The 25,727-nt window shown below is 63.7% G+C and carries 27 protein-coding genes; 6 read left to right on the top strand and 21 right to left on the bottom strand.

Features of this window, described 5'->3' with window-relative positions:
• Nucleotides 1-125 precede the first annotated feature (125 nt).
• From AWB77_RS29020 to AWB77_RS29010, 3 genes are all read right to left on the bottom strand, one after another.
• Entirely contained in the window at nt 126-884 is a 759-nt protein-coding gene (locus tag AWB77_RS29020; RefSeq protein ID WP_061137928.1) for a bestrophin-like domain, read from the bottom strand.
• Entirely contained in the window at nt 881-1,135 is a 255-nt protein-coding gene (locus AWB77_RS29015; protein ID WP_061137927.1) for a hypothetical protein, read from the bottom strand. Before AWB77_RS29015 ends, AWB77_RS29020 begins: the two co-directional genes overlap by 4 nt.
• Before the next feature lie 142 nt (nt 1,136-1,277).
• Nucleotides 1,278-2,534, bottom strand: coding sequence for a tetratricopeptide repeat protein (locus tag AWB77_RS29010; protein ID WP_061137926.1), 1,257 nt, complete (start codon nt 2,532-2,534; stop codon nt 1,278-1,280).
• Between the two features lie 105 nt (nt 2,535-2,639).
• Here AWB77_RS29010 and AWB77_RS29005 point away from each other — a divergent pair, with 105 nt between their 5' ends.
• Nucleotides 2,640-3,086 (top strand): YjjA family protein, encoded by a 447-nt coding sequence (locus tag AWB77_RS29005; RefSeq protein ID WP_061137925.1) that lies wholly within the window; start codon nt 2,640-2,642, stop codon nt 3,084-3,086.
• 78 nt (nt 3,087-3,164) lie between these two features.
• Here AWB77_RS29005 and AWB77_RS29000 read toward each other — a convergent pair whose 3' ends face one another.
• The 8 genes from AWB77_RS29000 to AWB77_RS28965 form a co-directional block, all read right to left on the bottom strand.
• Nucleotides 3,165-3,518 (bottom strand): H-NS histone family protein, encoded by a 354-nt coding sequence (locus AWB77_RS29000; RefSeq protein WP_061137924.1) that lies wholly within the window; start codon nt 3,516-3,518, stop codon nt 3,165-3,167.
• 219 nt (nt 3,519-3,737) lie between these two features.
• Complete coding sequence (locus tag AWB77_RS28995) at nt 3,738-4,463, bottom strand: GGDEF domain-containing protein (protein WP_061137923.1); 726 nt, start codon at nt 4,461-4,463, stop codon at nt 3,738-3,740.
• 2 nt (nt 4,464-4,465) lie between these two features.
• Nucleotides 4,466-4,861, bottom strand: a complete 396-nt coding sequence (locus tag AWB77_RS28990; RefSeq protein WP_061137922.1) for a DUF1987 domain-containing protein — start codon at nt 4,859-4,861, stop codon at nt 4,466-4,468.
• A gap of 19 nt (nt 4,862-4,880) precedes the next feature.
• The gene (locus tag AWB77_RS28985; RefSeq protein WP_061137921.1) at nt 4,881-5,444 is read right to left on the bottom strand and encodes a SiaB family protein kinase; all 564 of its coding nucleotides are present in this window, start codon (nt 5,442-5,444) and stop codon (nt 4,881-4,883) included.
• Nucleotides 5,445-5,453: 9 nt separating this feature from the next.
• A complete protein-coding gene (locus AWB77_RS28980; RefSeq protein ID WP_061137920.1) occupies nt 5,454-6,572 on the bottom strand; it encodes a SpoIIE family protein phosphatase in 1,119 nt (372 codons plus the stop codon).
• A 298-nt stretch (nt 6,573-6,870) separates the two neighbouring features.
• A complete protein-coding gene (locus AWB77_RS28975) occupies nt 6,871-7,209 on the bottom strand; it encodes a cupin domain-containing protein (protein ID WP_061137919.1) in 339 nt (112 codons plus the stop codon).
• Nucleotides 7,190-8,989 (bottom strand): ABC transporter transmembrane domain-containing protein, encoded by a 1,800-nt coding sequence (locus AWB77_RS28970; protein WP_061137918.1) that lies wholly within the window; start codon nt 8,987-8,989, stop codon nt 7,190-7,192. Before AWB77_RS28970 ends, AWB77_RS28975 begins: the two co-directional genes overlap by 20 nt.
• 100 nt (nt 8,990-9,089) lie before the next feature.
• Nucleotides 9,090-9,833 (bottom strand): ATP-grasp fold amidoligase family protein, encoded by a 744-nt coding sequence (locus tag AWB77_RS28965; protein WP_341845010.1) that lies wholly within the window; start codon nt 9,831-9,833, stop codon nt 9,090-9,092.
• Nucleotides 9,834-10,475: 642 nt separating this feature from the next.
• Here AWB77_RS28965 and AWB77_RS28960 point away from each other — a divergent pair.
• From AWB77_RS28960 to AWB77_RS28945, 4 genes are all read left to right on the top strand, one after another.
• Nucleotides 10,476-11,684: a hypothetical protein gene (locus tag AWB77_RS28960; protein WP_244158688.1), complete on the top strand. Its 1,209-nt coding sequence runs from the start codon at nt 10,476-10,478 to the stop codon at nt 11,682-11,684.
• Nucleotides 11,685-12,103: 419 nt separating this feature from the next.
• The gene (locus tag AWB77_RS28955; RefSeq protein ID WP_061137916.1) at nt 12,104-13,327 is read left to right on the top strand and encodes a glycosyltransferase family 4 protein; all 1,224 of its coding nucleotides are present in this window, start codon (nt 12,104-12,106) and stop codon (nt 13,325-13,327) included.
• 428 nt (nt 13,328-13,755) lie between these two features.
• A complete protein-coding gene (locus tag AWB77_RS28950; protein WP_061137915.1) occupies nt 13,756-14,991 on the top strand; it encodes a glycosyltransferase family 4 protein in 1,236 nt (411 codons plus the stop codon).
• A 38-nt stretch (nt 14,992-15,029) separates the two neighbouring features.
• Nucleotides 15,030-15,542: a hypothetical protein gene (locus tag AWB77_RS28945; protein ID WP_157694937.1), complete on the top strand. Its 513-nt coding sequence runs from the start codon at nt 15,030-15,032 to the stop codon at nt 15,540-15,542.
• Nucleotides 15,543-15,546: 4 nt separating this feature from the next.
• On the opposite strand, the gene AWB77_RS28940 is transcribed toward AWB77_RS28945, so the two are convergent.
• The 10 genes from AWB77_RS28940 to AWB77_RS28900 all read right to left on the bottom strand — a co-directional run bounded on the left by AWB77_RS28940 (nt 15,547) and on the right by AWB77_RS28900 (nt 24,985).
• Entirely contained in the window at nt 15,547-15,705 is a 159-nt protein-coding gene (locus tag AWB77_RS28940) for a DUF3563 family protein (RefSeq protein WP_061137913.1), read from the bottom strand.
• Nucleotides 15,706-15,870: 165 nt separating this feature from the next.
• Nucleotides 15,871-16,716 (bottom strand): helix-turn-helix domain-containing protein, encoded by an 846-nt coding sequence (locus tag AWB77_RS28935; RefSeq protein ID WP_061137912.1) that lies wholly within the window; start codon nt 16,714-16,716, stop codon nt 15,871-15,873.
• Nucleotides 16,717-16,761: 45 nt separating this feature from the next.
• On the bottom strand, nt 16,762-17,319 hold the full coding sequence (locus AWB77_RS28930) for a carboxymuconolactone decarboxylase family protein (protein WP_061137911.1): 558 nt from the start codon (nt 17,317-17,319) through the stop codon (nt 16,762-16,764).
• 112 nt (nt 17,320-17,431) lie between these two features.
• Nucleotides 17,432-18,310 (bottom strand): hypothetical protein, encoded by an 879-nt coding sequence (locus AWB77_RS37605; protein ID WP_510183491.1) that lies wholly within the window; start codon nt 18,308-18,310, stop codon nt 17,432-17,434.
• Nucleotides 18,199-19,317: a serine hydrolase domain-containing protein gene (locus AWB77_RS37600; protein WP_510183490.1), complete on the bottom strand. Its 1,119-nt coding sequence runs from the start codon at nt 19,315-19,317 to the stop codon at nt 18,199-18,201. The genes AWB77_RS37605 and AWB77_RS37600 overlap by 112 nt, the downstream gene beginning before the upstream one ends.
• Before the next feature lie 78 nt (nt 19,318-19,395).
• Nucleotides 19,396-20,628, bottom strand: a complete 1,233-nt coding sequence (locus AWB77_RS28920; protein WP_061137910.1) for an MFS transporter — start codon at nt 20,626-20,628, stop codon at nt 19,396-19,398.
• Nucleotides 20,629-20,649: 21 nt separating this feature from the next.
• Nucleotides 20,650-21,204, bottom strand: coding sequence for a hypothetical protein (locus AWB77_RS28915; RefSeq protein ID WP_061137909.1), 555 nt, complete (start codon nt 21,202-21,204; stop codon nt 20,650-20,652).
• A 35-nt stretch (nt 21,205-21,239) separates the two neighbouring features.
• Complete coding sequence (locus AWB77_RS28910; RefSeq protein ID WP_061137908.1) at nt 21,240-21,995, bottom strand: hypothetical protein; 756 nt, start codon at nt 21,993-21,995, stop codon at nt 21,240-21,242.
• A gap of 150 nt (nt 21,996-22,145) precedes the next feature.
• Nucleotides 22,146-23,519, bottom strand: a complete 1,374-nt coding sequence (locus AWB77_RS28905) for a sigma-54-dependent transcriptional regulator (protein ID WP_061137907.1) — start codon at nt 23,517-23,519, stop codon at nt 22,146-22,148.
• Nucleotides 23,504-24,985: a sensor histidine kinase gene (locus tag AWB77_RS28900; RefSeq protein WP_061137906.1), complete on the bottom strand. Its 1,482-nt coding sequence runs from the start codon at nt 24,983-24,985 to the stop codon at nt 23,504-23,506. Before AWB77_RS28900 ends, AWB77_RS28905 begins: the two co-directional genes overlap by 16 nt.
• Nucleotides 24,986-25,130: 145 nt before the next feature.
• Here AWB77_RS28900 and bfr point away from each other — a divergent pair, with 145 nt between their 5' ends.
• Entirely contained in the window at nt 25,131-25,607 is a 477-nt protein-coding gene (bfr, locus tag AWB77_RS28895; protein WP_061137905.1) for a bacterioferritin, read from the top strand.
• Nucleotides 25,608-25,727 lie beyond the last annotated feature (120 nt).

Genomic DNA, 25,727 nt, shown 5'->3' with positions numbered 1-25,727 from the left:
TGCGGCAACCGCGACCGATTGCGAAGCGCCGTCATGTTGCTTACGACGTGCTTGTCCAGCTTAGCAGGTTGCGTTCCGGCGGCAAACACCGGATCGGTACGATCCCGCCCGCGAAGAACGGCCGTTCAGAACGACCGTATCAGCCGCGTGAGATCGCGCGGCTCGACAAGGATGAGTCCGCCTTTAGGGCTGTCGATATCCGCGATGAGCGCAAGCGACAGCGCAACCGTCGCAGGAAGAATCGTGATAAGCAGCCCTTTGCGCAAGCTGCCCTTCGCGCCATAACCCTGCACGACGCATCCGAGCAGCGCGATCACGATCATCAGATACCACGCGCCCAGCGGAATGTGATTGATGCGCGCGGCCTCCGCGTAGTCCTGCGAGTCGAGGACATCGTTCATGCCCGCGACGACGAGCGCGCCGATGGGCGTCGGCTGATCTTTCGCCACCTGCGTCGCGAGCCGCCAGAGTTCCGTCTGGACGCTGGCCGTATCGCGGACGATCGCCGCGAGTTCCGCGGGCGCGCGCGTCTTGTAGTTGGCCAGTCTCAGCTTCGCATAGCGGACGAGCGCGGACTTGATCTTCGCGCCGGTGGCGGCATCGACGAGATCGGCGCGCGCATATTCGGTGCCGATGGCATTGGCCTCGCCTTCTTCCAGCGTCTTGCGCAGGTCGTAGCGGTTCACCGCCATCGACAAGCTGAAGCCGACCAGCAGCGCGAGCAGCGTCAGCGTCGAAGTCTGGATGAGGTTGAAGTCTTCGCGGTCCTCGTCCGGCAGCACGGCGAAGCGCCGCAACAGGAACGCGCCGCACGCCACCGCGCCGATGAACAGCGCGAGCAGCGCGACGAACAACAGTTCCGGACGATCGACGAATGCTGTCATGCGATGTCGATCGTCGATGGTTGCGCGTCGGCGAGCATGCGCGTCAACGTGTCGGTGGCGCTTGCAGGGGCGTCGACGTGAAAAAGCGCACGGGCGAGCGCGGCGTGCACGTCGAACTTGCGCGCGAGCCATACGCGCAAGCCCGCTTCCGCCATGACGATGATGTTGCTGCCTCGCGCGGCGTCGGTGGCCGCGAGGTCGGGCAGATCAAGAAGTGTCTCTCCATCGGCTGGATGCTTCGGCTGAGACATGGCTTTTCCCTCGTTTACGACGCCAGTCGCAGCCACGTGAGATCACGCGCCGAAACGGTGTCGACCTTTGGCACCGATAACGGAAAAGCCTTCCATCGGCGGTCGATAAAATCTATCGACGTCGTGTGCGAATAGAGGCGCGTTATGCGTTTCGCTGCCGCACGATGTCGCTGAGCGCGCGCGTAACATCGTCGATCACGCCGGGCCAGCCGCGCGCGTCCTGCCGAAAGAGAAACATCTTCTCCGGATACCACGGCGATGTGGTGCCCAGCCGATGCCAACGCCAGTCGACGCCGCGCCCGGGCAGCATCAGCCAGCAGGCGATGCCGAGCGCCCCGGCCAGATGCGCGATGGCGGTGTCCACACAGATCACGAGATTCAGTTGCGCGACGATGGCGGCCGTGTCGGCAAAGTCGCGGATATCGCGGCCGAGCCGCAAAATCGGTTGCTGTGTCTCGCGGCCTTCGCATTCGGCTTCGGCCTCGCCTACTTGCAGGCTGATGTATTCGATGCCCGGCACGGACCACAGCGGCGCAAGCTCCGCGAAATGACGCACGGATCGATGCGCGTCGTTGTCGTGTCCCGGATTCCCCTTCCAGACGAGTCCCACGCGAAGGCCATCGGCCGGCAATCGGGGCCGCCATGCGTCGATCCGGTTGCCGAACACGCCGAGATACGGCACGTTCGCAGGGATCGAATCGACCGTCGTGTTGAAACGCTGCGGCAGACTCAGCAGCGAAATCCAGTAATCGTGCATGTGCAGCGACTGCGGATCGGTCACGACGTGATCGATGTTGCCGGTCGTGCGCAGGAGCGGCGCGAGTTCCGGCTTGCAGGCGATGGTCACGGTGGCCACGCCGCGCTCCCGAAGCAGCGCGATGTATCGGCAGAACTGGATCGCGTCGCCGTAGCCTTGTTCGGTCAGCAGAAGAAGCGACTTTCCGCGCAGATCTTCGCCGTTCCATTTCGGAAAAGGCAGCGCGCCATAATCGCGAAAGACGCTCTCGCGCGCTTCGTAATAGACCCAGCCATCCGTGTAGTTGCCCGAGGCGAGCAAGAGCAGCGCGAGATTGAAACGGGCTTCGGCAAAGTCCGGATCGAGCCGCACAGCCGCGCGATATTCGGCTTCTGCGAGATCGTACTGACCCAGTTCCTCCAACGCGCCGGCGAGGTTGCTGCGAATGCCGGCCGAGCCGGGATGAGCGCGCAGCGCGAGGCGGTAATGCGCGACTGCTTCATCGAAGCGGCCCGAAATACGCAACAGATTGGCCAGATTGTTTTGCGCGACGCCGTTGCGTTCATCCAGTTCGATCGATGCACGCAGCTTCTCTTCGGCGGCGGAAAGATCGCCCGCTTCGTACGCTTTCGCTGCGGCTCGAATGAGTTCAAGATTCTTCATGTCAATGTCCGCGATGATCGCTCGATGTCTTTGGCGGCACGTCAGGCCCACGGCTTTTCCCGGCGCGTTCTTCGACTATAGTGAGAGATCAACCAAGGAGGCACCATGATTTTCTCAAGCCGTCGCACTCTGGCCAGCGGAATCCTGACTGCAACCCTTCTATATGTTCCGATCGCGCACGCGCAACTCGGCAATCTTCTCAATCAAGGCAAGGACGCCAGCAGCAGCAGCGGACTCGGCAACCTCGGCGGACTGACGAGCGGCTTGTCGCTGGACTCGTTATCGTCGGGCAGCACGGGCAACGTCGCGGGTGTGCTCGAATATTGCGTCAAGAACAATTATCTCGGCGGCAGCGCGTCATCGGTCAAGGACGGACTGATGAGCAAGCTCGGCGGATCGGCGACGAGCGACTCGGGTTACACGAACGGCGCAAAAGGCATTCTCGATAGCGGCAACGGCAAGCAGGTCGACCTGAGCGGCAGCGGCCTGAAAGAGCAGATCACCAAGCAGATCTGCGACAAGATTCTCGCGCAGGGAAAATCCCTTCTGTAGACATCCTGACTAAATCGCCGCACGCGTATGCGGGCGCTTCGAGCGCCTTCGATTTCGACACGAGCGATTAAGTCGACGTCAGCCTTCGTCGCCGAACAGCGCGGCTTGCACCGCTGCCTTGCTTGTCACGCTTGCGCGTTTTTCCGCGAGAAAGTCATCGCGATTCTTTCCGGCGATCCATTGCGGCGCACGGCCGCGGCCGCTCCATGTCGCGCCGCCAACCGGATCGCGATACTTCGCTTCTTTCGCCGGTTCCTCGGCTTTCGGCTTGCCGCCGAGCAGTTCTTCCAGACCGATGCCGTATTCGCGCATCTTCTGGACGATCTCGATGAGCACCTGACGCGTCTCGCGTTCCTTCGCCTCGGCGAGTTGCTTGTTCAACATGTCCTGTTTGGCCAGGAGCGCGGTAATTTCCGGGGTCGTGTAAGCCATTTTTGATTCGGTGTATGCGTGTCGACAGCTTGCGCGGCGTTGCGCGAGCGCGTACCGAAGTCGCCTCGATCGGATTTGCAAATGCGATAGCGTTGGGAGTTGCGCTCGTGTGCACGTTTGTGCGGTGTAGCGGCAGACCTTAACACAATGCTCCGCGCGCATCGCATTTTCGCTCCGTCCGCGCGCCGCGAGCCGCTCGCTGAAACGGACGCGAACGCGCTATCGCTCGGCGATTTCCACGCGATTGCGTCCGCCGCGTTTCGCACGATACAGCGCAGCGTCGGCGAGTCCGTAGGCGATGTCGAAGCCCGTGCCCGCGTCGTTGTTGCTGACGCCGAAGCTCGCGGTGATACGGCGATCGACCGATGCGACCACCAGCGTGTCGCTGATCGCCTCGCGCATGCGTTCGGCAAGCAGCGCGGCGCTGGCGGGATCGTGGCGCGGCAGCAGCACGGTGAACTCTTCGCCGCCGACTCGGCCGATGAAGCCGCGATCGCCCACGATGCGCCGCAGACAATCGACGACGCCCAGAATGACCGCATCGCCGGTCGGGTGGCCGAAGTCGTCGTTGATCCGCTTGAACTCGTCGATGTCGAGCACGATCATCGCCGCGCTTTCGGTGCGCAGCGCCTTCGCCGCCTGCTCGATGACGGCGCTGCGGTTGAGCACGCCCGTCAATGCATCGTGCGATGCGCGATGCGCCAGCTGCTGCGCGAGCGCCTGCATCTCACGCTCGGCGCGGTCGCTGCGGCCGATGAGGCGCCGCGTTTCGCGCATCAGGCGTTCGAAGTGATCGATGAGCTCCCCCAGCGAGCTGCGATACTCGGCGGCATCCGCGCCGCTCGCCGCGTGCATCGCGCGCGCCTTGTCGAGCGCCGCGCTCTCGTTCTGGAACAGATCGGGCGCCGCACCCGATGCCGCATCGGAGGAGTATCTCGACGACATGCCTAACGTCCCGGATGCGCGATGGGACGATCGCTGAATTCGATCGCACCGAAGTCGGCCTTCAACTCTTCGCCGAACTCCGCGATGGTCTCGTCTTCTTCGTCGTGATACCAGTTCATCAGCACGCGGCTGCCGGATTGCGCGGCGTGATCGAGCGCATCGAACAGGCTGAACAGCATCTTCGTGCTCGAACTGTTGAAGTACGTGAGCGCGACGTCGATGGTGACGACCGCGCCGCTCGTGCCCGCGAGATACTTGCGCATCTGCTCGATGACGGGCGCATAGAAAGCGGCCGCGTTCTCGGGATACGACTCGCCCTTGAGCAGCAGTGCGTGCTGGTCGAAACGGAAATCGACCTCGGGCGACGTCGTGGTGGCGGCAATATAGAAGTTGTCCATGGTTCTCGTGCCTTCGTGCTCAGATTATCGCCATAAGGCAAAACAGCGTGGTTCCGGGTTCGTCGGCACGCGGATGAAATGCGAATTCGAGCGGCGCGCTCGCATCGCGCGCCATCGTCAGGAAGCCGAGGCCGGCGCCTTTGCTGTCTTCCGGCGTGTCGGCGCGCAACGATTGCTTGTACGCCTGCCTGATTTCTTCGAGCGACATATTGCGCAGCGGCTCCAGCTTGTTGCGCAGGCTTTCCACGTCCGATGTCGCCATCGGATTGACGCACAGCATGACGTGATGCCCGCCGTCCTTCGAGATGCACACCGCGCCCTCGCGTATCGAACCCGTGCCTTCGCCGCCCGGCTGAAGCGCGTTCGACGAGTAGTGCACGATGTTCTGCGAAAGTTCGACAAACGACGAGAAGAGCTTGCGGCGCGTCGGACCGCTCACGCCCGCGACTTCGAGCTGCAGCTTCACGACCTCGCCCATTGCAGCGACGATGTGATGCGAGAAATAGCCCTTGTGGTAGAAGAGAACGTTGCGTCGCTGTGCGAGATCGAAGAAGGCGCTGTCGTGATCGAGTAGTTGAGACATGCTTGAAGTTCACCGGATACGGGCGCAAAAGAACGTGACATCGTCGCGGCGCGGCTGCGTGCCTTGCCAGTTCGCGAGCGCGAGGCGAACGTATTCGCAGATCGCCGACGGCGTCTCTTCGCGATGTGCGTGAATCACGTCGAGAATGCGGCGCCGGCCGAAGGAAATGCTTCGCGGGCCGCCGACCTGATCGGTCAGCCCGTCGGTGCAGATGAAGAGCAGACTGCCGGGCGCGGGTTCGAGCGTGCGCAGCGTCCATGCGTGATCGGCGCGGCTGTCCGCATAGCCCACGCCCATGCGATCGGGCGCGATCGTCTCGAACGCGTCGGCATCGGGCGGCAGGATATGCAGCGCGATGCGCGCGCCGGCGAAATGCAGCAGCTTCTGCGCGGCATCGAACCAGAAGAACGCGGTATCGAGTCCGTCGTTCGATTGCAGGCCGCCCGCCTCGTTGTTCACCTGCCCGAGCAAGCCCTTCACGTTGCGATTGACCGCTGACAAGAGCGCGGCCGGATCGCGCGGGCCGATCTGCTCGATCGCCTTCGAGAGCGACGCCGAAGCGAGCAAGGTCATGAACGCGCCCGGCACGCCGTGCCCCGTGCAATCGGCGACTGCGCCGAACCAGCCATGCGGGAACGCGGCGAAGTGATAGAAGTCGCCGCCGACCACGTCGCGCGGCTCCCAGACCATCGCGACATCGCGAAGCTGCGTCGACAAGGTGTCGTCGGATGCGCGCAGCATCGCGCGCTGGATCACGCTTGCATACTCGATGCTCTGCATGATCTGGCGGTTTTTCGCTGCCTGCATCTGCGCGACGGCGCTGACCAGTTCGAGACCGCTGCCCACGCCCGAGAAGCGTCCGTCGCGCGTGACGATGAAGCCGTCAACGAGCGCCTTCTCGCCGGCATCGACCGTTCTGAAGGCGAGCGTTTCGATGCTCACGTCCGCTTCGACGATCAGCGGTTCCTTGTCCATGAACGCGATGCAGCTCTTCTTGTCGTACAGCTCGCGATGAAACGGCTTGCTCATCTGCGACATGAAGATATCGCGGTTGATGAGCCCGATGGGACGAAGGCCCTCGATCACGGCGAGGCTGCTCATGTCGCGGCGCGCGGAGAAGATCTCCATGACCAATGCGTTAGAGCCCTCGGCGTCTACGGAAGGAACCTCCCTGCATAGATCGCCGGCGGTGCGAAGGTCCCCCTGCCCGGAAAAACGGCGAAAGCTCGAAAACGCTGGATGCATGGAAACGCTGGCCGGTGTATGACGAAACAGAGCACGCTAAGGGTTCTGTGTGAACTTTCGGTGACAAGGCGCGGCGCAATGCGTTGCGTTGTTGCGAAATCGTAAATGCCCGTTATTGCAAACGTTTGCCGGTTTTTGTGGCCTCGTTGCGCTTGTCGTTGCGCTTGCTACGGACGCCGGTTCACGCGCTTCGTTCGTGATAGATCGCGAGCCAGACGGTCGGCTGCGCATCGTGCGTCCACGCGACGCGATGCCGGCAATGCGGCTCGATCAATACGTAGTCGCCGGGACGCATCTCGTGAAGTGTCGAATCGTCTTCGAATTCGAGAGCGGCCGCGCCCGACAGCAGCACGACCCACTCCGCGCGAGAGTCGTCGTACCAGAAACCGTCCGGGCTCGCGTGGCCCATCGACACGATGCGCTCCACGTTCAGGCGCTGCCCCGTGACGAGCATGTCGATGCGTTCCCCGGCGTCGCGCTTCGCTTCGACGCTGAACAAGTTACCCGTTTGAAGTGGCATGGTTGGACCTCGGTGAACGATGAGTCTCGCCGAACTGCAGCGCCGCGAGTTGTGCGTATAGCGGCGAGCTTTGCAGCAGGTCGGCGTGCCGCCCTTGCGCGACGATGCGCCCGTGTTCCATCACGACGATGCGGTCCGCTTGCTGAACCGTCGCGAGCCGATGCGCGATGACGAGCGTCGTGCGATTCTGCGCGGCGTTGTCGAGCGCGGTTTGCACGAGCCGCTCGCTTGCCGCGTCGAGCGCGCTGGTGGCTTCGTCGAGAAGAAGGATCGGCGGATTGCGCAGGATCGCGCGCGCAATCGCGATGCGCTGACGCTGCCCGCCCGAGAGCCGCACGCCGCGCTCGCCGAGGAACGTGTCGTAGCCCTGCGGAAGCTGTTCGATGAAAGCGGCCGCGGCGGCCATGTCGGCGGCGCGGCGCACTTGTTCGAGCGTGGCCTCCGGCATGCCGTAGCGGATGTTGTCGAGCACGCTGCCCGAGAAAATCACGGAGTCCTGCAACACGACGCCGATCGCGCGGCGCAGTGTCGCGAGCGACAGTTGCCGCGTCGGCACGCCGTTGATGAGGATGCTTCCCGACTGCGCGTCGTAGAACCGCAGCAGCAACTGGAACAGCGTGGTCTTGCCCGCACCCGATGGCCCGACGAGCGCGACGTGCTCGCCGGGAGCGACATCGAGCGAAAACGCCGATAGCGCGGCAACGCTAGGACGCGACGGATACGAGAAGCCGACATTCTCGAATCGTATGCCCTCGCCTTTCGCGGGCAGCGGCACGGGCAACACGGCTTCGGTGACGGGCGATTGCGCCGCCAGCAATTGCATGAGGCGATCGGTGGCGCCCGCCGCGCGCTGCAGATCGCCCCAAACTTCAGCGAGCGCGCCGACCGCGCCCGCCGTGAAGACCGCATAGAGAATGAACTGCGACAACTGGCCCGCCGTCATCTGTCCGGCGAGCACGGCCTGCGCGCCGAGCCAGAGCACGTACACGACGGCGGCGAACACGAACACGATGACCACGGCGGTCAGTCCCGCGCGCGCACGGATGCGCGTGAGTGCCGTCTCGAAGGCGGATTCCACCGCCGCGCCGAAGCGCCGCGTCTCGTACGGCTCCTGCGTGTACGACTGCACGGTCGGCATCGCATTGAGGACTTCGCCCGCGAGCGCGCTCGCATTCGCGACCTTGTCCTGACTCGCGCGCGAGAGCCGGCGCACGCGCCGTCCGAAGAAGATGATCGGCGCGACGACCACGATCAGCACGGCGATGATGTATCCCGAGAGCACCGGGCTCGTCGTCACGAGCATCGCGATGCCGCCTGTCGTCAGCAGCGCATTGCGCAATCCGAGCGAGAGGCTCGTGCCGACGACGGTCTGGATCAGCGTGGTATCGGTCGTGAGACGCGAGAGGACTTCACCCGTTTGCGTGGTCTCGAAGAATTGCGGGCTCATGCCCATGATGTGATCGTAGACCGCGCTGCGCAGATCGGCCGTCACGCGCTCGCCCAGCCACGAAACGAAATAGAAGCGCAGCGCCGTGGCGCCCGCGAGAACGAGCGACACCACGAAGAGCGCGATGAAATAGCGGTCGATATGCGTCCGGTCGCCGCTCGCGAAGCCACGGTCGATGAGGTACCGGAACGCCATCGGCAATGCAAGTGTCGCCCCCGCCGAGACGACGAGCGCGAGGAACGCGAGCGCCCACCGCCCGGCGTAGGGGCGCAGGAACGGAACGAGCGCAAAGAGCGGGCCGACGCGGGGCGCGGAGGCTGCGGCAGTTGGCATGGACGGGCGTTGCAGTGAATATCAGCCGATAGTATCAATCACTGCACGGAACCGCTTTGCATGCCATGCGCGTTACCTGCTACCCGTTACGCGTTACGCGTTACATCAGGCTGCCCCACTCATAGTCGACCTTGTCCGGATGCAGCGCGAACATGCCCGCGCCCGGCGTGAAAGTCAGCTCCCCGAAATAAATCGTGTCTTTTGCATCGTAGAGGTCGACGCGCACGAATCCGAAATCGCTCGCGAGCGTGCGCGCGATCGACACCAGCGCCTCCAGATTGGCCGGTCGCGGCGCCGGCACCGGGCTGCGCGGATAATGCCCCATGCCGATATCGAGCAGATTCCAGTCGGCATCGTACATGTCGCCGCGCGGCTCGCCGAAGCGGTCCGTGATGACGAGAATGAAAATCTTCGGCTCGCCCGACTGCTTGTTGAAGACGTGGAACTTCAGGTCCGGCGGAATCTTGCCGTCCTCGCCGATCAGCAATTGTTCGAAGAAAATGCGCCGCTCGATCGTGCGGTAATGCCGCTCGCGCGCGACCGCGTAGAAGTCGGTCGTGAGCCAGCGTTGCGCCATCGCATCGAGCTTTTCGAACGACGTTTCGCGTTTGTCGCGAACCACGTGCACGAAGCCGCTGCCGTGATTCGCCTTCATGACGAAGGCTTGCGGAAGCGCATCGAAAACTTCGCGCGTGAAGGCGCCCGGCTCCGCGACGAGCGGCACCAGATATCCGCTGCCGATCTTGTCGGCCACGTAGTCGCGCACTTTCAGCTTGTCGCTCAGGTCGCCATAACGCGGGTCCGGTTCGAGGCAGCGCCGCAGGATTTTTTCATTGAACGTCATCGGATTTCGCAGCCTCGGAAATCGTCCGATTCTGCGACGGTGCCAAATGGTCAGATACAGGTTATCGGGTAACCAGTCCCGTACGCTGGAAAACAGCGTCTTCGAGAGCGTCATTCACTCGCCTCCAGTATTTCCTTACGTCAGACGAAACCCCATCCGCCTTTATCCCGCTGGGCACGAAGCGTGCCGCCGATTATCGAGGCGATTGAATTTTTTCGGACGACATGTCGATCAAGACCCTGATTTTCCGCTTAGTCGCTCACTGTCCGTATGTACGCGAACGCACACACTTTAAAGTTGCGATAAACGAACACGTGTCTAAAAGTAGTTCTTCTTGCGACCACGACGCTTCGAAGCTACATTGCCTCTGGCCGGTGAATCAAATAAACCGGACCGGTTTCTCCCTTTAGAAAAGTCGCCGAACTCCATCGGCATTCGGTCAATCGCCCGGATGCCGCGGCGGCAGGCGTCAACATTTGCGTCAATCGTATCGGACCGTCTCCACGAGCAAACGTTTTCAATTGCGTCGAGAGCCGCTCGCGATGCTTCAGATGCCGGATGCACGCCACGCATGCATCGCGCATGCGCCCGCAGTGCAACCCGCAACACCTACAGAAATCCTTCAAGGGGCGGAGTCGACACATGCTGAAAGAGAAACATACTTATGCTCGCTGGATGACCGGCGCAGCGACGGCGGCAGCATTGGCAACGCTCGCCGCGTGCGGCGGCGGTGGCGGCAGTTCGGGCAACGATTCGAGTTCGCCCACGAACTCGGGCAATACCGGCGGCAGCACGACGCCGACGGCCGCCACGCCGACGCTCGCCGCCGCGACCGCGCTCGTCGACGGCACGACGGTCGGCGCCTCGCAATGGAGCGACGGTTCGACAGCGACCGGCGGCACCGGCCAGGCGGTCAGCAATCTCAACTGCGCGGTCGCGGGCAACAAGTACAGCTACGCGCATCTGTCGATCTATCAGAACGGCAAGCAGCTCACGTTGCCGACGAACATCGGCACGGTCGCGCCGACCATGGCGAAGCAGACGGGCTGCGTCTATCCGGTCCACACGGTCGATGCGTCGGGCAAGATCCGCATGGACGTCACGTCGAACGCGTCATACACGCTCGGCCAGTTCTTCTCCGTCTGGGGCCAGCCGCTCAGCACGACCAACGTGGCGGGACTTGCCGGCAATGTGACCGCATGGGTCAACACGGGCGGCACGCTTTCCAAATACACCGGCGATCTCGCGAGCCTCGTGCTGCCGCAGAAGGGCGAAGTGACGCTCGTCGTCGGCACGCCGCCGGCGCAGATCGCAACCTACGCATGGACCGATCCGCCGCCGTTCACGTCGACGGTCACGACGCTCAGCTATGGCGGCGTCGTCGGCACGTCGTACTGGGCGGACGGCAATACGGCGACGGGCGGCACGGGCGCCAACGTGGACGGCCTGATCTGCGCGGCGGGCATGGCCGAAACGTTCCACGTGCACTCGCATGTCGCGATCTTCAAGGACGGGCAATGGCTCGCGTTCCCGAAGAACGTCGGCATCCTGCCGCAGTGCAACTATGAAACGCATACGCACGACAACACCGGCATTGTTCATATCGAAACGCCGAACATCAAGAACTTCACGCTCGGCCAGGTATTCGATATCTGGGGCCAGCCGCTCTCCAGCACGAATGTCGCGGGGATCACGGGCAACATCGTGGTCTATATCAACGATAACGGCGACGTCCGGCGCTACACCGGCGATCCGCGCAATATCCCGCTGACCTCGCTGCGGGACATCACGTTTCAGATCGGCACGCCGTTGACCACGCTGCCGACCTACTCGTGGTACGAGCCTCAATAACGGGAATGCGAACGCCGCGGTGCAAGCCGCGGCGTTCGATGTCCGCCTCTGTGATTCATCCCGCATGCGCTCGCCGCGCTGCCCTCTGCTCGCTCCACACGAAACGTGATCGGCGTCTATGTTCGGCACCACATTGAACGCCGGTGCGCAAGCTGTTATGTTTTCCGCATCGCAGTCGAGCCGTGATGCGCTCGCGCAAGTCTCTGTCATGGCAGAGACAGGCACGGCCCGGCGATGTTTCGTGAAGCACTACGCCCTCCATAACCACAACGCGGCGTCAGCGCACCGACGAGTATGATGATTCCAATTTCTGGCTGTTTTCCCGGGGTTTTTCTTTCGTGTCCTCGATCGTCGAACCCTGAAGGCATCTGGCTCCGCAGTGCTTCTGCATCGGGCCTTTTCAAGGGGACTTCGACGTCGTGAAGATACTGATCGTAAATACACTCTACTTTCCGGACGAACCCGGAGGAGCTGAAGTATCGACGCGACTGCTCGCCGAAGGTCTGGTCAAGGCGGGTATCGAAGTCTGCGTGGTCTGCGCGACGGGCACGGGCGTCGATCACGTGGACAACGTGAACGGCGTGAAGGTGTACCGGCTGCGCTCGGTCAATCTCTACTGGCCGCACGTGCGCGAGAAGCACGGCCGCGTTGCGAAGCTCATCTGGCATGCCATCGACGTCTATAACGTCATCATGTCGCGCAAGCTCGCGAGCATCATCGCGCGTGAAAAGCCGGATGTGATCAGCACGAGCAATCTCTCGTGCCTGTCCGTCGATATCTGGCGCCTCGCGCGCAATGCCAGCGTGCCGATCGTGCACACGGCGCGCGACTACTATCTGATGTGCCCGACCGCGATCATGTTCTCCCACTCGAAGCCATGCCAGCGGCAATGCGGCGTCTGCTCGCTGTATGCGCAGCCGAAGCGCGTGGCGTCGGCGCGCGTCGCGGCGGCTGTCGGCGTGAGCCGCTTCGTGCTGCAAAAGCATCTTGAAAGCGGGTACTTTTCGCGCGCGGCGCGCACGGCGGTGATCTATAACGCGTGCGAATCGCTCGAAGCGTCGGGCGTGCCGCAACGCACCCGCCGATATCAAGGTGGCCCGGTACGGCTAGGCGTGCTCGGGCGCGTTTCGCGCGAGAAGGGCCTGGAGCTGCTGCTCGAACAACTCCTCGCCGACGACACGCTGCAATGGACGCTCGCGGTCGGCGGTCATGCCGATGCCGATTACCTGCAGAACCTGAAGTCGACGTACGACGATCCGCGCATCGAGTATCTCGGCCGTGTGAAGTCCGACGACTTCTACGACAGCATCGACATTCTCGTTGTGCCGTCGATCTGGAATGAACCGTTCGGACGGGTCACAGTCGAAGCGTATTCGCACGGCGTGCCGGTCGTTGGTGCAAACACGGGTGGCATTCCCGAGGTCATCGAGCCGCGCACGAATCTGGTGTTCGACATGGCGCGCCCTTCGACTGTCATCGGCAAGCTGCACGAAGCGGTCGCGCTGCTCGAAGACCCGGGCGTGCACGATCGTTTCCGCGAGTACGCGAGGCGTTTCAGCATCGACGCCATGGTCGATTCTTATCGCGCGTTGTACGAAAGCGTGCTCGCGGAACAAGCTGTCCCGCGTGTCGTATGTCCATGAATTCCGGTCCCATCATTCTTACCGGCATCGCGCATAAAAATGATCGGGAGAGGGAATAAAAGACTTTCAATCGCCGCACAGTTCGACTATCGATTCATAAGGAAGCCGGAAAGTATGTAGGAAGCACGCAAACCGAAAAAACGCCATACCCCTTGCATCATTGGGGTAAACTGGGCCGCACTGCTTGCAGGATCAACGATCAGCCCGGCCGGTCGCGCGCGATATCCATCGTGCCGTCGATCGCACCGGGATGACGCGGCGCCAACTGACAGCCATCAGCTCATAGCTGCAATACCGGAGCCGTGACACATGAAGGGACACACGACCCGTCACATCCTCGGCAGGCGCTCATCAGAGTGCAGCGCGCGCGAAGTCCTTCACATCGCCAGGTCGCCGGCCCGTATTGATCCGCATCTTTTCCATACGCCGTGAAAGTACTGATCGCGAACACCTTATATTTCCCGGACGAAGTCGGCGGCGCCGAAGTCGCGACGCGACTGCTCGCCGACGGCTTGATGAAGGCGGGCCTCGAGGTCTGCGTGGTCTGCGCGACCGGCAGCGGCGACGACCGCAGCGAAGAGGTCAATGGCGCGAAGGTCTATCGCCTGCGTTCGACCAATCTCTACTGGCCTCATGCGCCCGGCGAGCACTCGCGCGTCGCCAAGCTGATCTGGCACGCCATCGACGTGCGCAACACGTCGATGTCGCGCAAGCTCGCCGAGATCATCGAGCGCGAGAAGCCGGACATCGTTCATACGGCGAATCTCTCCTGCCTGTCCGTCGATGCATGGCGCGTCGCGAACAACGCGGGCGTGCCTATCGTACACACCATCCACGACTACTATCTGCTGTGCCCGACGGCGAGCATGTTGAGCGGCGGCAAGCCCTGCGCGAGCCAGTGCGGCGTGTGCTCGCTGTACGCGAAGCCGAAGCAGATCGCATCGGCGCAGGTCAACGTCGCGGTCGGCGTGAGCGATTTCGTGCTGCAAAAGCACGTCGAGAGCGGGTTCTTCTCGCGCGCGGCGAAAACGACCGTCATCCACAACTGCTATCAGACCAAGGATTCCGCGAGCGTGGCGCGTGCGCCGCAAGCGGACAACGCGCCTTTGCGGCTCGGCATGCTGGGGCGCGTCCTGCCCGAAAAAGGTCTCGAATTGCTGCTCGACCAGTTGTTCGCAGACCAGACGCTCGACTGGACGCTGGCCATTGGCGGCACCGGCGATCAAGACTACGTCGACTCGCTCAAGACGAAATACGCGGACCCGCGCGTCAGTTTCCTCGGACGCGTCGATCCGTCGGCGTTCCTGAACAGCATCGACATTCTAGTGGTGCCGTCCGTCTGGAACGAACCGTTCGGGCTCGTGGTGCTCGAGGCCTACTCGCATGGCGTGCCCGTCGTGGGCTCGAACATGGGCGGCATTCCCGAGATCATCGAACCGCGTTCGAAGCTGTTATTCGATGTCGCTCAACCCGAGACGTTGATCGGCAAGATTCACGAGGCCGCGTCGCTGCTCGACGATCCATCGACGAACGACCGGCTGCGCCAGCATGCGCGAAAATTCAGCCTCGATACGATGATCCACGCCTACATCGAACTGTACGAAGGCATGGTATGTCTCGAAGAGCGCAAACCATGGGTGGCGACCCGGCGCGAGGCAAATTGAGCGGATTGAGGCCGGCGTGCCGGCCAGGCGAGGTCATCATGCGCAATGCAATGAGCGTGACTGTCAGATGGATGTCCGCGTTGCTGCTGTCCGTGGCGGCGGTGATATTCGTCAGCGTCCGCTTTGCCGGCGACGTGCATGGCGCGGTTCAGTCGATCGGACAGACGACGGTAGCCGATGGACAGATCATCGAAGTGGTCGTGCATTCGGCTCGCGACTGCAAGTACTGCGCGCGCTGGAAAGGCCCCGTCGCTGGCGAGGCGCGTTTCAATGCGTGGGCGAGCACGCATCCGGGCGCGCAGCTTCATATCGTCGAACGCGCGTCGATCAAGAGCGAGGAAACGGCGGACGATTATCCTCGCGAGCTTCAATGGCTTGCGCAGGATAATCAAAAGGCGCAGCGCATGCGCCCGGGCACGCCGATGTTCGAAGTCTTCGTCGCGCACAATCTCGTGCTGCGCAAATACGGCCTCGATTCGTGGGACGACGAGGTCTTCCCCGCCGTCAAGGAACTCGACGCGCGCCGCTTGCACGGCGCCGCACCGCAATGACATCTCAAAGCGACAGTCTGTACGCGCGGTCGTCTTCCTCTGCCTGACGCATGCGGCGTTCGAGATCGGCAAGATCGCTCGACGAAGCAAGATACGCGCTGTGCGAAGGCACGTCGCTGCGGGAAACGAGCTTGGCGAGAAGGTGTGAAAGCAGTGCGAACATGATGGGCTCCTTGTCTCGAAGACGGCGGCAGTGCGGGCCGCTCTGCCGCTGACGCAGCGCGCATGACGTTCGTTGATCGCTTTACATGCATCGCTGATGTGAAGCAGATTAAGTCTAGCGAATTAGTTTTGAATGAGCTTTTCCGGACGCGTTTGATATGACGTATCAGCGATGCTTCTCATGCGCGGCAAGCAGTTGCCGATGGCGTGCTTCGGTTTCATCGTCGGCGGGGAACATGCATTCGAGGCGTAGCTCCTGCGCCGCGACGTTGCGCGGCGCGCCCACGGTCGTCACCATCGAGAAATAGCGGAGCACGACGCCACCGCTGACGAAGCCGATGGGAATGACGGGCATCGTCGGCGTCGTCCGCGCTCCGTGATGCGTCTTCCAGTCACGCGGCACGTCTTCGTAGGCGAGCAGTTCGTCGAGCAGACGCCGCGTGCCGGCATCGACCGCGTGCCCCACCGACTCGTGATACACGCGTTGCAGCAGATTGCGCGAAACGGTGTCCCAGTCGTCGACGAATGGACGCATGCCTTGCGGATCGAAGATCAGATGCAGCATATTGCGCGGGCCCTGGCGCGCTGCCATGTCGATGAAGCAGCCGAAGAAGCGCGGCGCGGCATCGTTGGTCATCAGCACGTTCCAGTGACGATCCATCACGATCGCGGGAAACGGTTCATGCTGGCGCACGACGCGTTCTAGTGCGCGGATCACGCCGTGCATCTCCTGCGCATTCCACGGCGCCTCCGAATACACCGGCGCATAGCCCGCGGCGAGCAAGAGCGCGTTGCGCTCGCGCAGCGGCACTTCCAGCGTTTGCGCGAGCGTCAACAGCGTGTCTCTGCCCGGCACGCTGCGCCCGCTTTCGATGAAGCTGATCTGCCGTTGCGACACGCCCGCCTCCAGCGACAGATCGAGTTGACTCATGCCGCGCACGTCGCGCCAATAGCGCAGCAAGTCACCGAGTTCGTCCGGCGCGGCGTTCGGATCGGGACGTGTGTCGTTCATCGGATTCGCGGCCTCGTGCTGTCGTGCGGGATGAATCGAAGGCGCTCACGCTGCCGGCGCGTGCCAAGCGAACGCTTCGAACTGCGCTTCGAGCGGCGGCCGTGTCACGCTGGCGACGTAGTTCGTGATCGTCGATGCCGCCACCACCGCGACGACTTCGAGCATCTGTTCGGCGCTGAAGCCCGCTTCGAGAAAGCGCGCGCGATCCGCATCGGCGAGACGGCCGCGCTGCTCTATCAACGTGCACGCCAAACCCGACAACGCGGCGAGCTTCGCATCGCGTGGCGGCGCGCCGTGGCGGATCGCGTCGACGTCGGCGGAATGCACGCCTTCCTTCAGCGCGAGCGCGGTATGAAACGCGACCGGCCACTCGCTCGCATTCGTGACGGCGTTGGTCAGCAACAGCGTCTGAATCTGCGGCTCGCTCAGGCTGCTCGCATGCACGCGCTCGAATACGCCGATGAACGCATCGATCAGCACCGGCGATCCGGCCATCGCGCCCGCGATGTTCGGAATCATGCCGAACGTGCGCTGCAATTGCTCGAGCGCGGGGCGGGACTGTGCGGGCGCGGAGTCGATCGTGTGAACAGGATAGCTGGACATGGTATCTCCCTGACGGTGAGCGCAACCGGAATGGATGCGCGACAGCCAGAGAGTAGTTGCGCGCGTTGCTCGCGCCAATTACATCGCATGTAATCGGCTTCGCATGAGCGCGTCAGGCTTTGTCGTAGATCGAGCTTCCGAGCGTCAATGTCGTGCTGCTCGCCGACGCGAACCGGATCTCATACAGATCGCGGCCGAAATTGCCCGGCACCTTTACCGACATGCCGCCGCGATCGTCCGACAACGGCACGAAAAGCTGATAGCGAAGGTCGGTGTTGCCGTACAGCCCATAGCCTGGCAACTCCGGCAACGCGGTGAGAAAGGCCGGCTCGTTTTTATCGATGACGATCGGCACCGCCGTGGGCGAATCGTTCGTCAGCGTCCATTGCGTGTTGAGCCGCTGCTGCCACGCGCTGTCGAGCGGCGCGAGCGCGGCAAGCTGCTGACCGATCGGCAAGGTGAGATATGCGTAGCCCGCGCCCGGCACGACACGCTTCATCAGATAGCGATAGCTGAACGCCTTGCCCTCGCCATCCGTTCCCGATGCGACCGTGAAGCGATACGACGCGGTGTCGCTATTGCTCCACCACCAGCCGTCGCTGCGATACTGATACGCGCCGAGCGTCTTCCACACGCGCGTGGGGCCGTCCCACTGGTTCAACTGCACGCTGCCATCCGGATTGGCGACCACTTGCAGCGGCGAGTCGGAGTTGCCGTAGATGCCGGCGGCATTGGCGACAGCCGGACCCGACGCGGCCGAAGGCGCCGTCGTGCTCACCTTGGCCGGCAGCGACGCTATCGTGCCGTCTTCCCGCAGCGCGGAGAGCACGAGCGATTCCGCGAGCTTGCGGGCGTCGTAGCCCGAATTGCCCGTCACCATCAGCGCAAGTTGCGCCTGCGGCACGACGAAGAATTCGCTCGAATAGAACGCAGTGCCGCCGTCCTTTTCCCATCCGAGGATGCCCGCGGCGTCGAGTGCGGGTTGGCGCACCGAATCCCAGCCGAGACCCCAGCGCCATTCGGGCGACGGATTGATGAGGAGGCCGGTCGACTGATCCGTGCCCATTTGCGCGATGCCTTCCGCCGACACCAAGGCTGTCCCTGAAAGACGCCGCCGCCGATGATCATCTGCGCGAGATTCATCATGTCGCCGGGCGTCGAACTGAGGCCGCCGGTGGCGTAGGCGTTGACGAACTCCTGATACTGCGTGCCGTCCGCGAACGGATACGAGAACGAGCCGCCGCTCGGCACCGTCGTCAGATAGCTCGAATTCGTCATCTTCAGCGGCGCGAGGATGTTGGCCTCCACGAAGCTCGCGAAGCTCTGACCGGTCATCGCGAGGACGATCTGCTCGATCATCGTGAAGCCGTCGTTGCAGTAGACGGCGAGCTCGCCCGGCAGATGTTTGAGATGCGTGTTCGCCAGTTCGGCCTGCGTATCGGCTGCGTAGCCGGGAACCGGCGCGAACGTGAAGAGATTGCGCGAATTGGTGCCGGGCAGTCCCGACGAGTGCGACAGCAGATGACGCGTCGTGATGTTCGCGTACTCGGGCGACAGCATCGTGAAGGTCGGCAGATAGCGGACGATCGGTGTATCGAGCGTGATGAGTCCGCGATCCTGGAGAACGGCGGCCGCGAGCGCCGCGAACAGCTTGCTGACCGAGCCGATGTTGAAGCGCGTCTGCGCCGTCGCCTTCGTCTGGCTCGGCACCGACGATACGCCGAACGCCTGCTGCCAGAACACGTTATTCCCTTTGAGCATCGCCACGGATATCGCCGCGACGGGCTGCGCCGGATCGGCGATCGCCTGCTGGATCGCCTGCTGCCCCATGGCGACCGTTTGAGGATACGACTGGGAGTCGGAGCTGTCGCTGCCGCAGCCGGGCAGAAGCGTCGCGAGCATCCCGGCGCCCGCCATGCCGAGAAACTGGCGGCGGCCCGCGCTGGCTATGCTTGGGCCGGAAGGGAAAAGGTCGCTCGTACGATCTGATCGGGGCACGACGGCTCTCCTTGTTCTTCGAAGGTCGTACTGTCTGCGCGGCTCGTTTCCGTTCGCGCTCGATTATAGGCATGAAATTCATGCCGTGAGCGATGCGTCGTCGGGAACGTCGCGAGGAACGCCGCACGCCGTCTTGAGCGAGGCGCCGAAGAAGAGCCACAGTCCGAGCGAGCCGGTCGACACTGCGCCGAGCACGAGGAAAGCGGTCGAGTAGCCGAAATGCTGCGCGAGCACACCGCCTAACGCCGGACTGAGCGCGGCGCCCGCAGCCTGCACGGTCATGACGACGCCCTGCCCCACGTTCACGCGCCCCGTCCCTTGCAGCAGCCGCACGACGAGTGCCGGCACCGCGACGCTTTGCAGACCCGCGCCGACGCCGTCGAGCGCCTGAACCGGCCACACGCCCCACGCGCCGATGAACATCGCCGCGATCAACCCGCGCAACGGTAGCGCGAGAAAGGTGATCAATATGACGTTCCAGTATCCGAAGCGCCGGATCAACCGGCTCGCGAAGAACGCGGCGGCGACCATTACGAGTTGCGCGACGACGATCGTCTGCGCGGTGAACGCACTCGGATCGCCTTTGTGCGCGGCGACGACCGCGAGGCCGTAGAGCGGCAGCATGGCGGCATTGCCGAGATGGAACATCGCAAGCGCGGCGGCAAGCAGCAACAGCGGACGGGATTGCAGGAGCACGCGAAAGCCGCGCGCGTGCTCGTGTTCGTTCGACGACGATGCGCCGAGCCCGCGCGCGCTGTCGTGATCGATGGCATCGCCCCGGATCAGCAACGTCGATATGATCGTCATCGCGCCGAACACGCCCGCGAGCGCGAACACCGCACCGAATCCATAGCGCCAGCCGAGCCAGCCCGACAGTGCCGCGCCCGCGACATTGCCCGCATGATTGGCGACCTGATTGCGGCCGAACTGACGGTCGAAGCCGCGTTCGCGGACCATGCCGAGCGTCACGCCCGCGACCGCCGGACCGAGCGCGGCGCCGGTCATGGCCGTGACGATCTGCGACGCGGCGACCATCCAGTAACGTTGCGACACCCACAGCGCGAGCGATGCCAGCGTCACCATCACGCCGGCCGCGACGATCACGCCGCGCTTGTAACGGGTTGCATCGACGAGCGCGCCGGCGGGCGCCGTCGCCAGCATGCCCGCGATGCCGCCGAGCGTCATGACCGTGCCGATCGCATCCGGATGCCAGCCTTGCGCCTGCAGGAAAACGCCGAGGAACGGGCCGATGCCCGCCTGGACATCGGCCATGAAGAAGTTCAATGCCTCGAGCGCGTATCGCGGATTCATGATCGTCGGCTGGTCGTTGCGTCAGGCGGCGTCGGCGTCCGCGTCGATCAATTCGGCGATCTCGTCGACTTCGATCGTTCGGCCATGCTTGTTCTTCACGCCGTGTCCCCATGCGTGGACATGCGCGCCCGGACTCAAGTACGACGCCAGCGCGCTCGCGGCATGCGGCGGCATGCGCAGCGATGTGCCGTCGTCGAGCAGCGCGCCGCGCAACTCGCCCTTCGGCCCGAAAAGCGAAAGCATGACTTCGCCGGACGCTTCCATCGGCTTACGATCGGCATGCGGCTTCGGATGCTTCTCGCCGGCATGATGCGGGCCCTCGTCGAGAATCGTCTTGCCGGCCTTCGTCGTGAGCGAAACGGCCGCGACGATATCCGCGCCACGCGGCTTCACGCCTCGCACGCTGAGCGCATCGCCGGGCGCGACGTGCCGCGCGATCTGCTTCGACAGATGAGGCGGAACGTGAATCTGACGCGCGCCGAGCACGAAGCCGTCGATGTCGCCGTGCGGGTTCAGCAGAAAGCGCGTGACCTTGCCGCGCGTTTCGGGAAGGCTCTCGGGATCGATCCAATGCATGTGTTTCTCCAAGTTTGATGTTTTGAAAGCGGCGGTCACTGCGCCGGCGGGAGCGGGTCGTAGAGCCGGGTCAGTTTGCCCGGCGCGCCGAACTCCGTCGCCTGGAGCGCGGTGCCGTATTGGTTGCGCGTGCCATATCCCTGCGCCGATACCGTCGCGCCGGTTTGCACCAGCGTCGGAAATTGCTGCGCGACCGGCGGCGTGAGCTTGATTACCGTGCCGTCCGCGAGGATCACGCCGTCGGGTTCGCCGCGCGGCGCGGTCGTGACATGTGCCACGCGTCCTTGCGCGCTCAGATGCGACAGACCCGCGTTGCGCGGATCGCGCGGCATCGGCTGCACGCCGGGCATCGGCGGCTGATCGACGACTTGCTGTCCGCTGCGCGTATCGGCGATGCGCTGCGCCGTGACGTTGCCCGCCGCATCGCGCCATCCGCTCACCTGAACGGTGTCGCCGCCGCGCACGGCCGAAGTAAGCTGCCCGCTCATGTGCGGCGGGAAGCGGACCAGCGTGCCGTCGCCGGTCAGGAAGCCGTCGACGTCGCCGTCCGGGTTCGTGAGAAAACGCGTCACCGTGACTTGAGCCGTCGTGGAGGCGTTCGTGTCGACGGGCGCGGGTGGCGGTGCGAGTGCTGCGGGCCCAGCGGGCGGTGCGGGCGGTGCGGGCGGTGCGGGCCGCGGTGGCGTCTGCGCGACGCAGGCGGCGCTCGCCGCGAGCAGTGTCGTCAAACTCATTACGCGCGCGAGTCTCGATACAGCGCGTTCGATCGGGTGTTTCGATGTCGGTTGCATGATGCGCTCCCTTGCTGTGACGCAGAGCGTTCTGCAAGGGCCATGCCATTCGGCCGGAACCGCACGCCATCGTGAATCCGCGTCGCTGGCGGCGAGCGCGCTGTCAAGCAACCGGACACTCGTCGTCCGATTGCTTGACACCATCGGTCATCAGGCGGAATCGGAAAGCCCGAGGCTCGCCATGCGCGTATAGAGCGACTGACGGCTGATGCCGAGACGGCGGGCAGCTTCGGCGCGATTGCCGTTCGTGAGCGCGAGCGCGCGCAGGATCATCGCGCGCTCGAGTCGTTCGACGGCTTCGCCGAGCGGCAACTCGGCGAAGCCCGAGGGGATCGTGTCCGCAGGGGCGATGGCCGTGTCGAAGAGGAACGCGAAGTCGTCGCGCGTGAGGAGCGGACCGGGCGCGAGCGCGCTCGCGCGTTCCATCGCGTTGGCGAGCTCGCGCACGTTGCCAGGCCACGCGAGCGTGACGAGCAGACGCTGCGCGTCGGCGCTCAGATGCTTGCGCGCGGCATCCGGCGACGACGCGAGCATCGACAGAAAATGCTCCGCAAGCGGCAGGATATCGGCGACGCGCTCGCGCAGCGGCGGCATGTCGAGCGGAATGACATTGAGCCGATACAGCAAATCCTGTCTGAACGTTCCCGCCGATACCATCCGGTTCAGATCGCGATGCGTCGCCGCGACCACGCGCACATCGACGTCGACCACGCGGTTCGTGCCGAGCGGCGTGATTTGCCGCTCCTGCAGCACGCGCAGCAGCTTGGCCTGCATCGCGAGCGGCATGTCGCCGACTTCGTCGAGAAAGAGCGTGCCGCCGTGCGCCGCCTCGAAGCGTCCGCGGCGCTCGGCGTGCGCGCCGGTAAACGCGCCCTTGCCGTGTCCGAAGAGTTCGCTCTCGAGCAGTTCGTCGGGAATCGCCGCGCAATTCACCGCGACGAACGGCCCCGCCGCCCGCGCCGATGCAAGATGCAGCACGCGCGCGGCGACTTCCTTGCCCGTGCCCGTTTCGCCGGTGATGAGCACGGTCGATGACGTTCCCGCCGCGCGGCCGATGCGCTTTTGCACGTCGCGCATGGCTTCGCTCACGCCGAGCAGACGCGGCTCGCCCGGCTGCGCTTCGTCCGAGAAAGCGCCCGCGTCGGGTGCGTCGGCATGTGTCGACAGAATCCGTTCGAGCAATGCGGCGATGTCCTCGCGTCCGACAGGCTTCGTCAGATGCTCGAACGCGCCGAGCCGCATCGCGCCGATCGTGTTGTCGCTCGTCGCGTGCGCGGTCAGCATCACGACGGGCACCGTGCGCAGGCTCGCAATGCCTCGCAGCGATTCGAGCACCGCGAGGCCATCCGCGCCGGGCAGACGGAAGTCGAGGAAGATGCAGTCGGGCGGCGGCGTTACGCGCAGGCGTTCGAGCGCGTCCTCGCCCGAGCGCGCCGCGAGCGTCGTGTGCCCCAGGTCTTGAACGGTTTCGACGAGGCCTTCGCGGAAGGCGTCGTCGTCGTCGATGATCAGTATGTTCGCCATGGCAGCTCTATCACGAAGCGGGTCACGCGGGAATCGTCGGCGAGAAAGGCGCGGCCGCCATGCGCCGACGCGATCTCGCGCACGACGGCGAGGCCGAGTCCGGAGCCATCGGGACGGCCTGTCACGAACGGCTCGAAGATGTGTTCGCGCTCGTTCGCGCCGACGCCGGGACCGTCGTCGGTGACTTCAAGTTTAAGCACATCGCCGCGTTCCGACGATGCAGAGCGCGCGCTCACGGTCACATGACCGCCTTGCGGCGCATGACGCAGCGCATTGACGATGAGGTTGTCCAGCGCGCGCGCGACCTGCGCGGCATCGATTGCGGCGGGACGCGCCGGCGACGCGAGCTGCACGTCGACCGCGAGCGTGATGCGACGGCTTTGCGCGCCCGGAAGATGCACATGCACGACGCCGTCGATCCACGGACCAATATCGACATCGCTCGTCTGGATCGTCACGGGTTGCGTGAGCGCGAGCAGGCTCGCGAGCTGCGCCTCGATGCGTCCGACCTGCTCGATGATCGTGCGCAGCGCCGCTTCGCGCCGCGCGCCATCGCCCGCCAGCGCGTTCTCTGCCTTCAGGCGCATCGCGCCAGCGGGATTGCGGATCTCGTGCGCGATCTGCGCAGCCATCTTGCCGATCGTGCTGAAGCGCTCGGCCTGCGCGAGCTGCAGGCTGAGTTCATCGGCCTGCTTCTGAAGCCGATGGGCGCGTTCGGTGTAGCGGTTGAGCGCATCGACGATCTTGTCCAGATCTCGTTCACCGAGCAGGTCGAGCCGCTTGCTCTGCTCCAGATCGCCCTCGGCGGCGAGCGCGTGTTCGAGACGCGTCAGATTGCGCTTCCATCGACGTAATGCGAAGGCCAGGAAGAGCGCCGCACCGACGATGATCGCAAGCACGCCCGCAAGTATGCTCGCCGCGCGCTCGCCGTAAGGTCCGAGCGGCGGTCGCGCGCGCGTGAGCATCCACACGAAGAGCGCCTTGTGCCGCGGAACCGGGCATGCAACGACGATGACCGCATCCGAGCCGTTCGACAGATCATCGCGCCGCGTCGCACCGGTTCGCGCGGCCGTTTCGAGCGTCCGCAAGATGAGCGGCGTCTCCGCCTCGGGGACATCGCGCTTTACGCCGCTTCCCGTGTACGTCGGAAACGCGTAGGCGAGAAAACCCGGCGCGGCTGCCGCGCTGCTCCAGAAGCCGCCTTCGATGCCTTCGGTGCGGATCAGGACCAGATCGAGCACGGCGTGCATGAGTTCGATGTCGGTCTCGCCCGTGCGCGGCATCGACAGATCGTAGCGCGATGCCACCGCCGCGCATGCGGTGGCCGCATCCTGCGTTGCCAGGTTCACGCGCTCGGTCAGCGCCGACGAGAACATCAACCAGACAGCGCCCGCCATCAATCCGCATAGCGCGGCGATGAGCGTCGAGAGTGCCGTCAACTGAGCGGAGAACGAAAGTCTTGGCATCGGATGATGCTCGCAGGGGAAGCAGTGGAGGTAGCCTTAGCAATTTTCCCGCCATCGACACCGATGAGAATCGCGCTCGTTTTTGGCGCGGCGCGGCTCAGCGTCTATTCTGAGAGTATGCCAACGCGACGATGCGGGAGACGGAATGCAAGGCGATCCGAAAGTGATTGACAATCTGAATGCCGAATTGACGAACGAGCTGACGGCGGTGCATCAGTATCTCTTGCATGCGCGTCTTTATCAGCACTGGGGTTTCGAAGAGCTCGGCACGCACGAATACAACGAGTCGATGGACGAGTTGACGCATGCGGACAAGCTGATTCAGCGCATCCTCATGCTCGATGGACTGCCGAATTTGCAGGATATTCACCCGCTGGCTATTGGCAAAACGACTCTCGAAGCACTACAGAACGATCTCAAGCTCGAGAAGACGGCGCAAGCGCAATGCAAGGAGGGAATCGCTTATTGCGAGTCGGTGCATGACTTCGTTTCACGCGAGATTCTCGTCGAATTGCTCGACGCGACCGAGGAGCATATCGACTGGCTGGAGATTCAGATCGGGCTCATCGACAAGATCGGGATCGAAAACTATCAGCAATCTGGTATCAGCAAGCTTAGTTGAGGATTGCGTTTTCGCCACCCCAACGCAAAAACCCCACCTTTGTGGGGTGGGGTTTTTGTTTGGAGCATGAGGAGCCTGACGATTACCTACTTTCACACGGGAATCCGCACTATCATCGGC

The organism is Caballeronia fortuita (assembly GCF_001544835.2).
Taxonomy (GTDB): domain Bacteria; phylum Pseudomonadota; class Gammaproteobacteria; order Burkholderiales; family Burkholderiaceae; genus Caballeronia; species Caballeronia fortuita.
The sequence above is the reverse complement of the archived record's forward strand: the minus strand, read 5'-3'. Positions and strand labels throughout refer to the sequence as shown.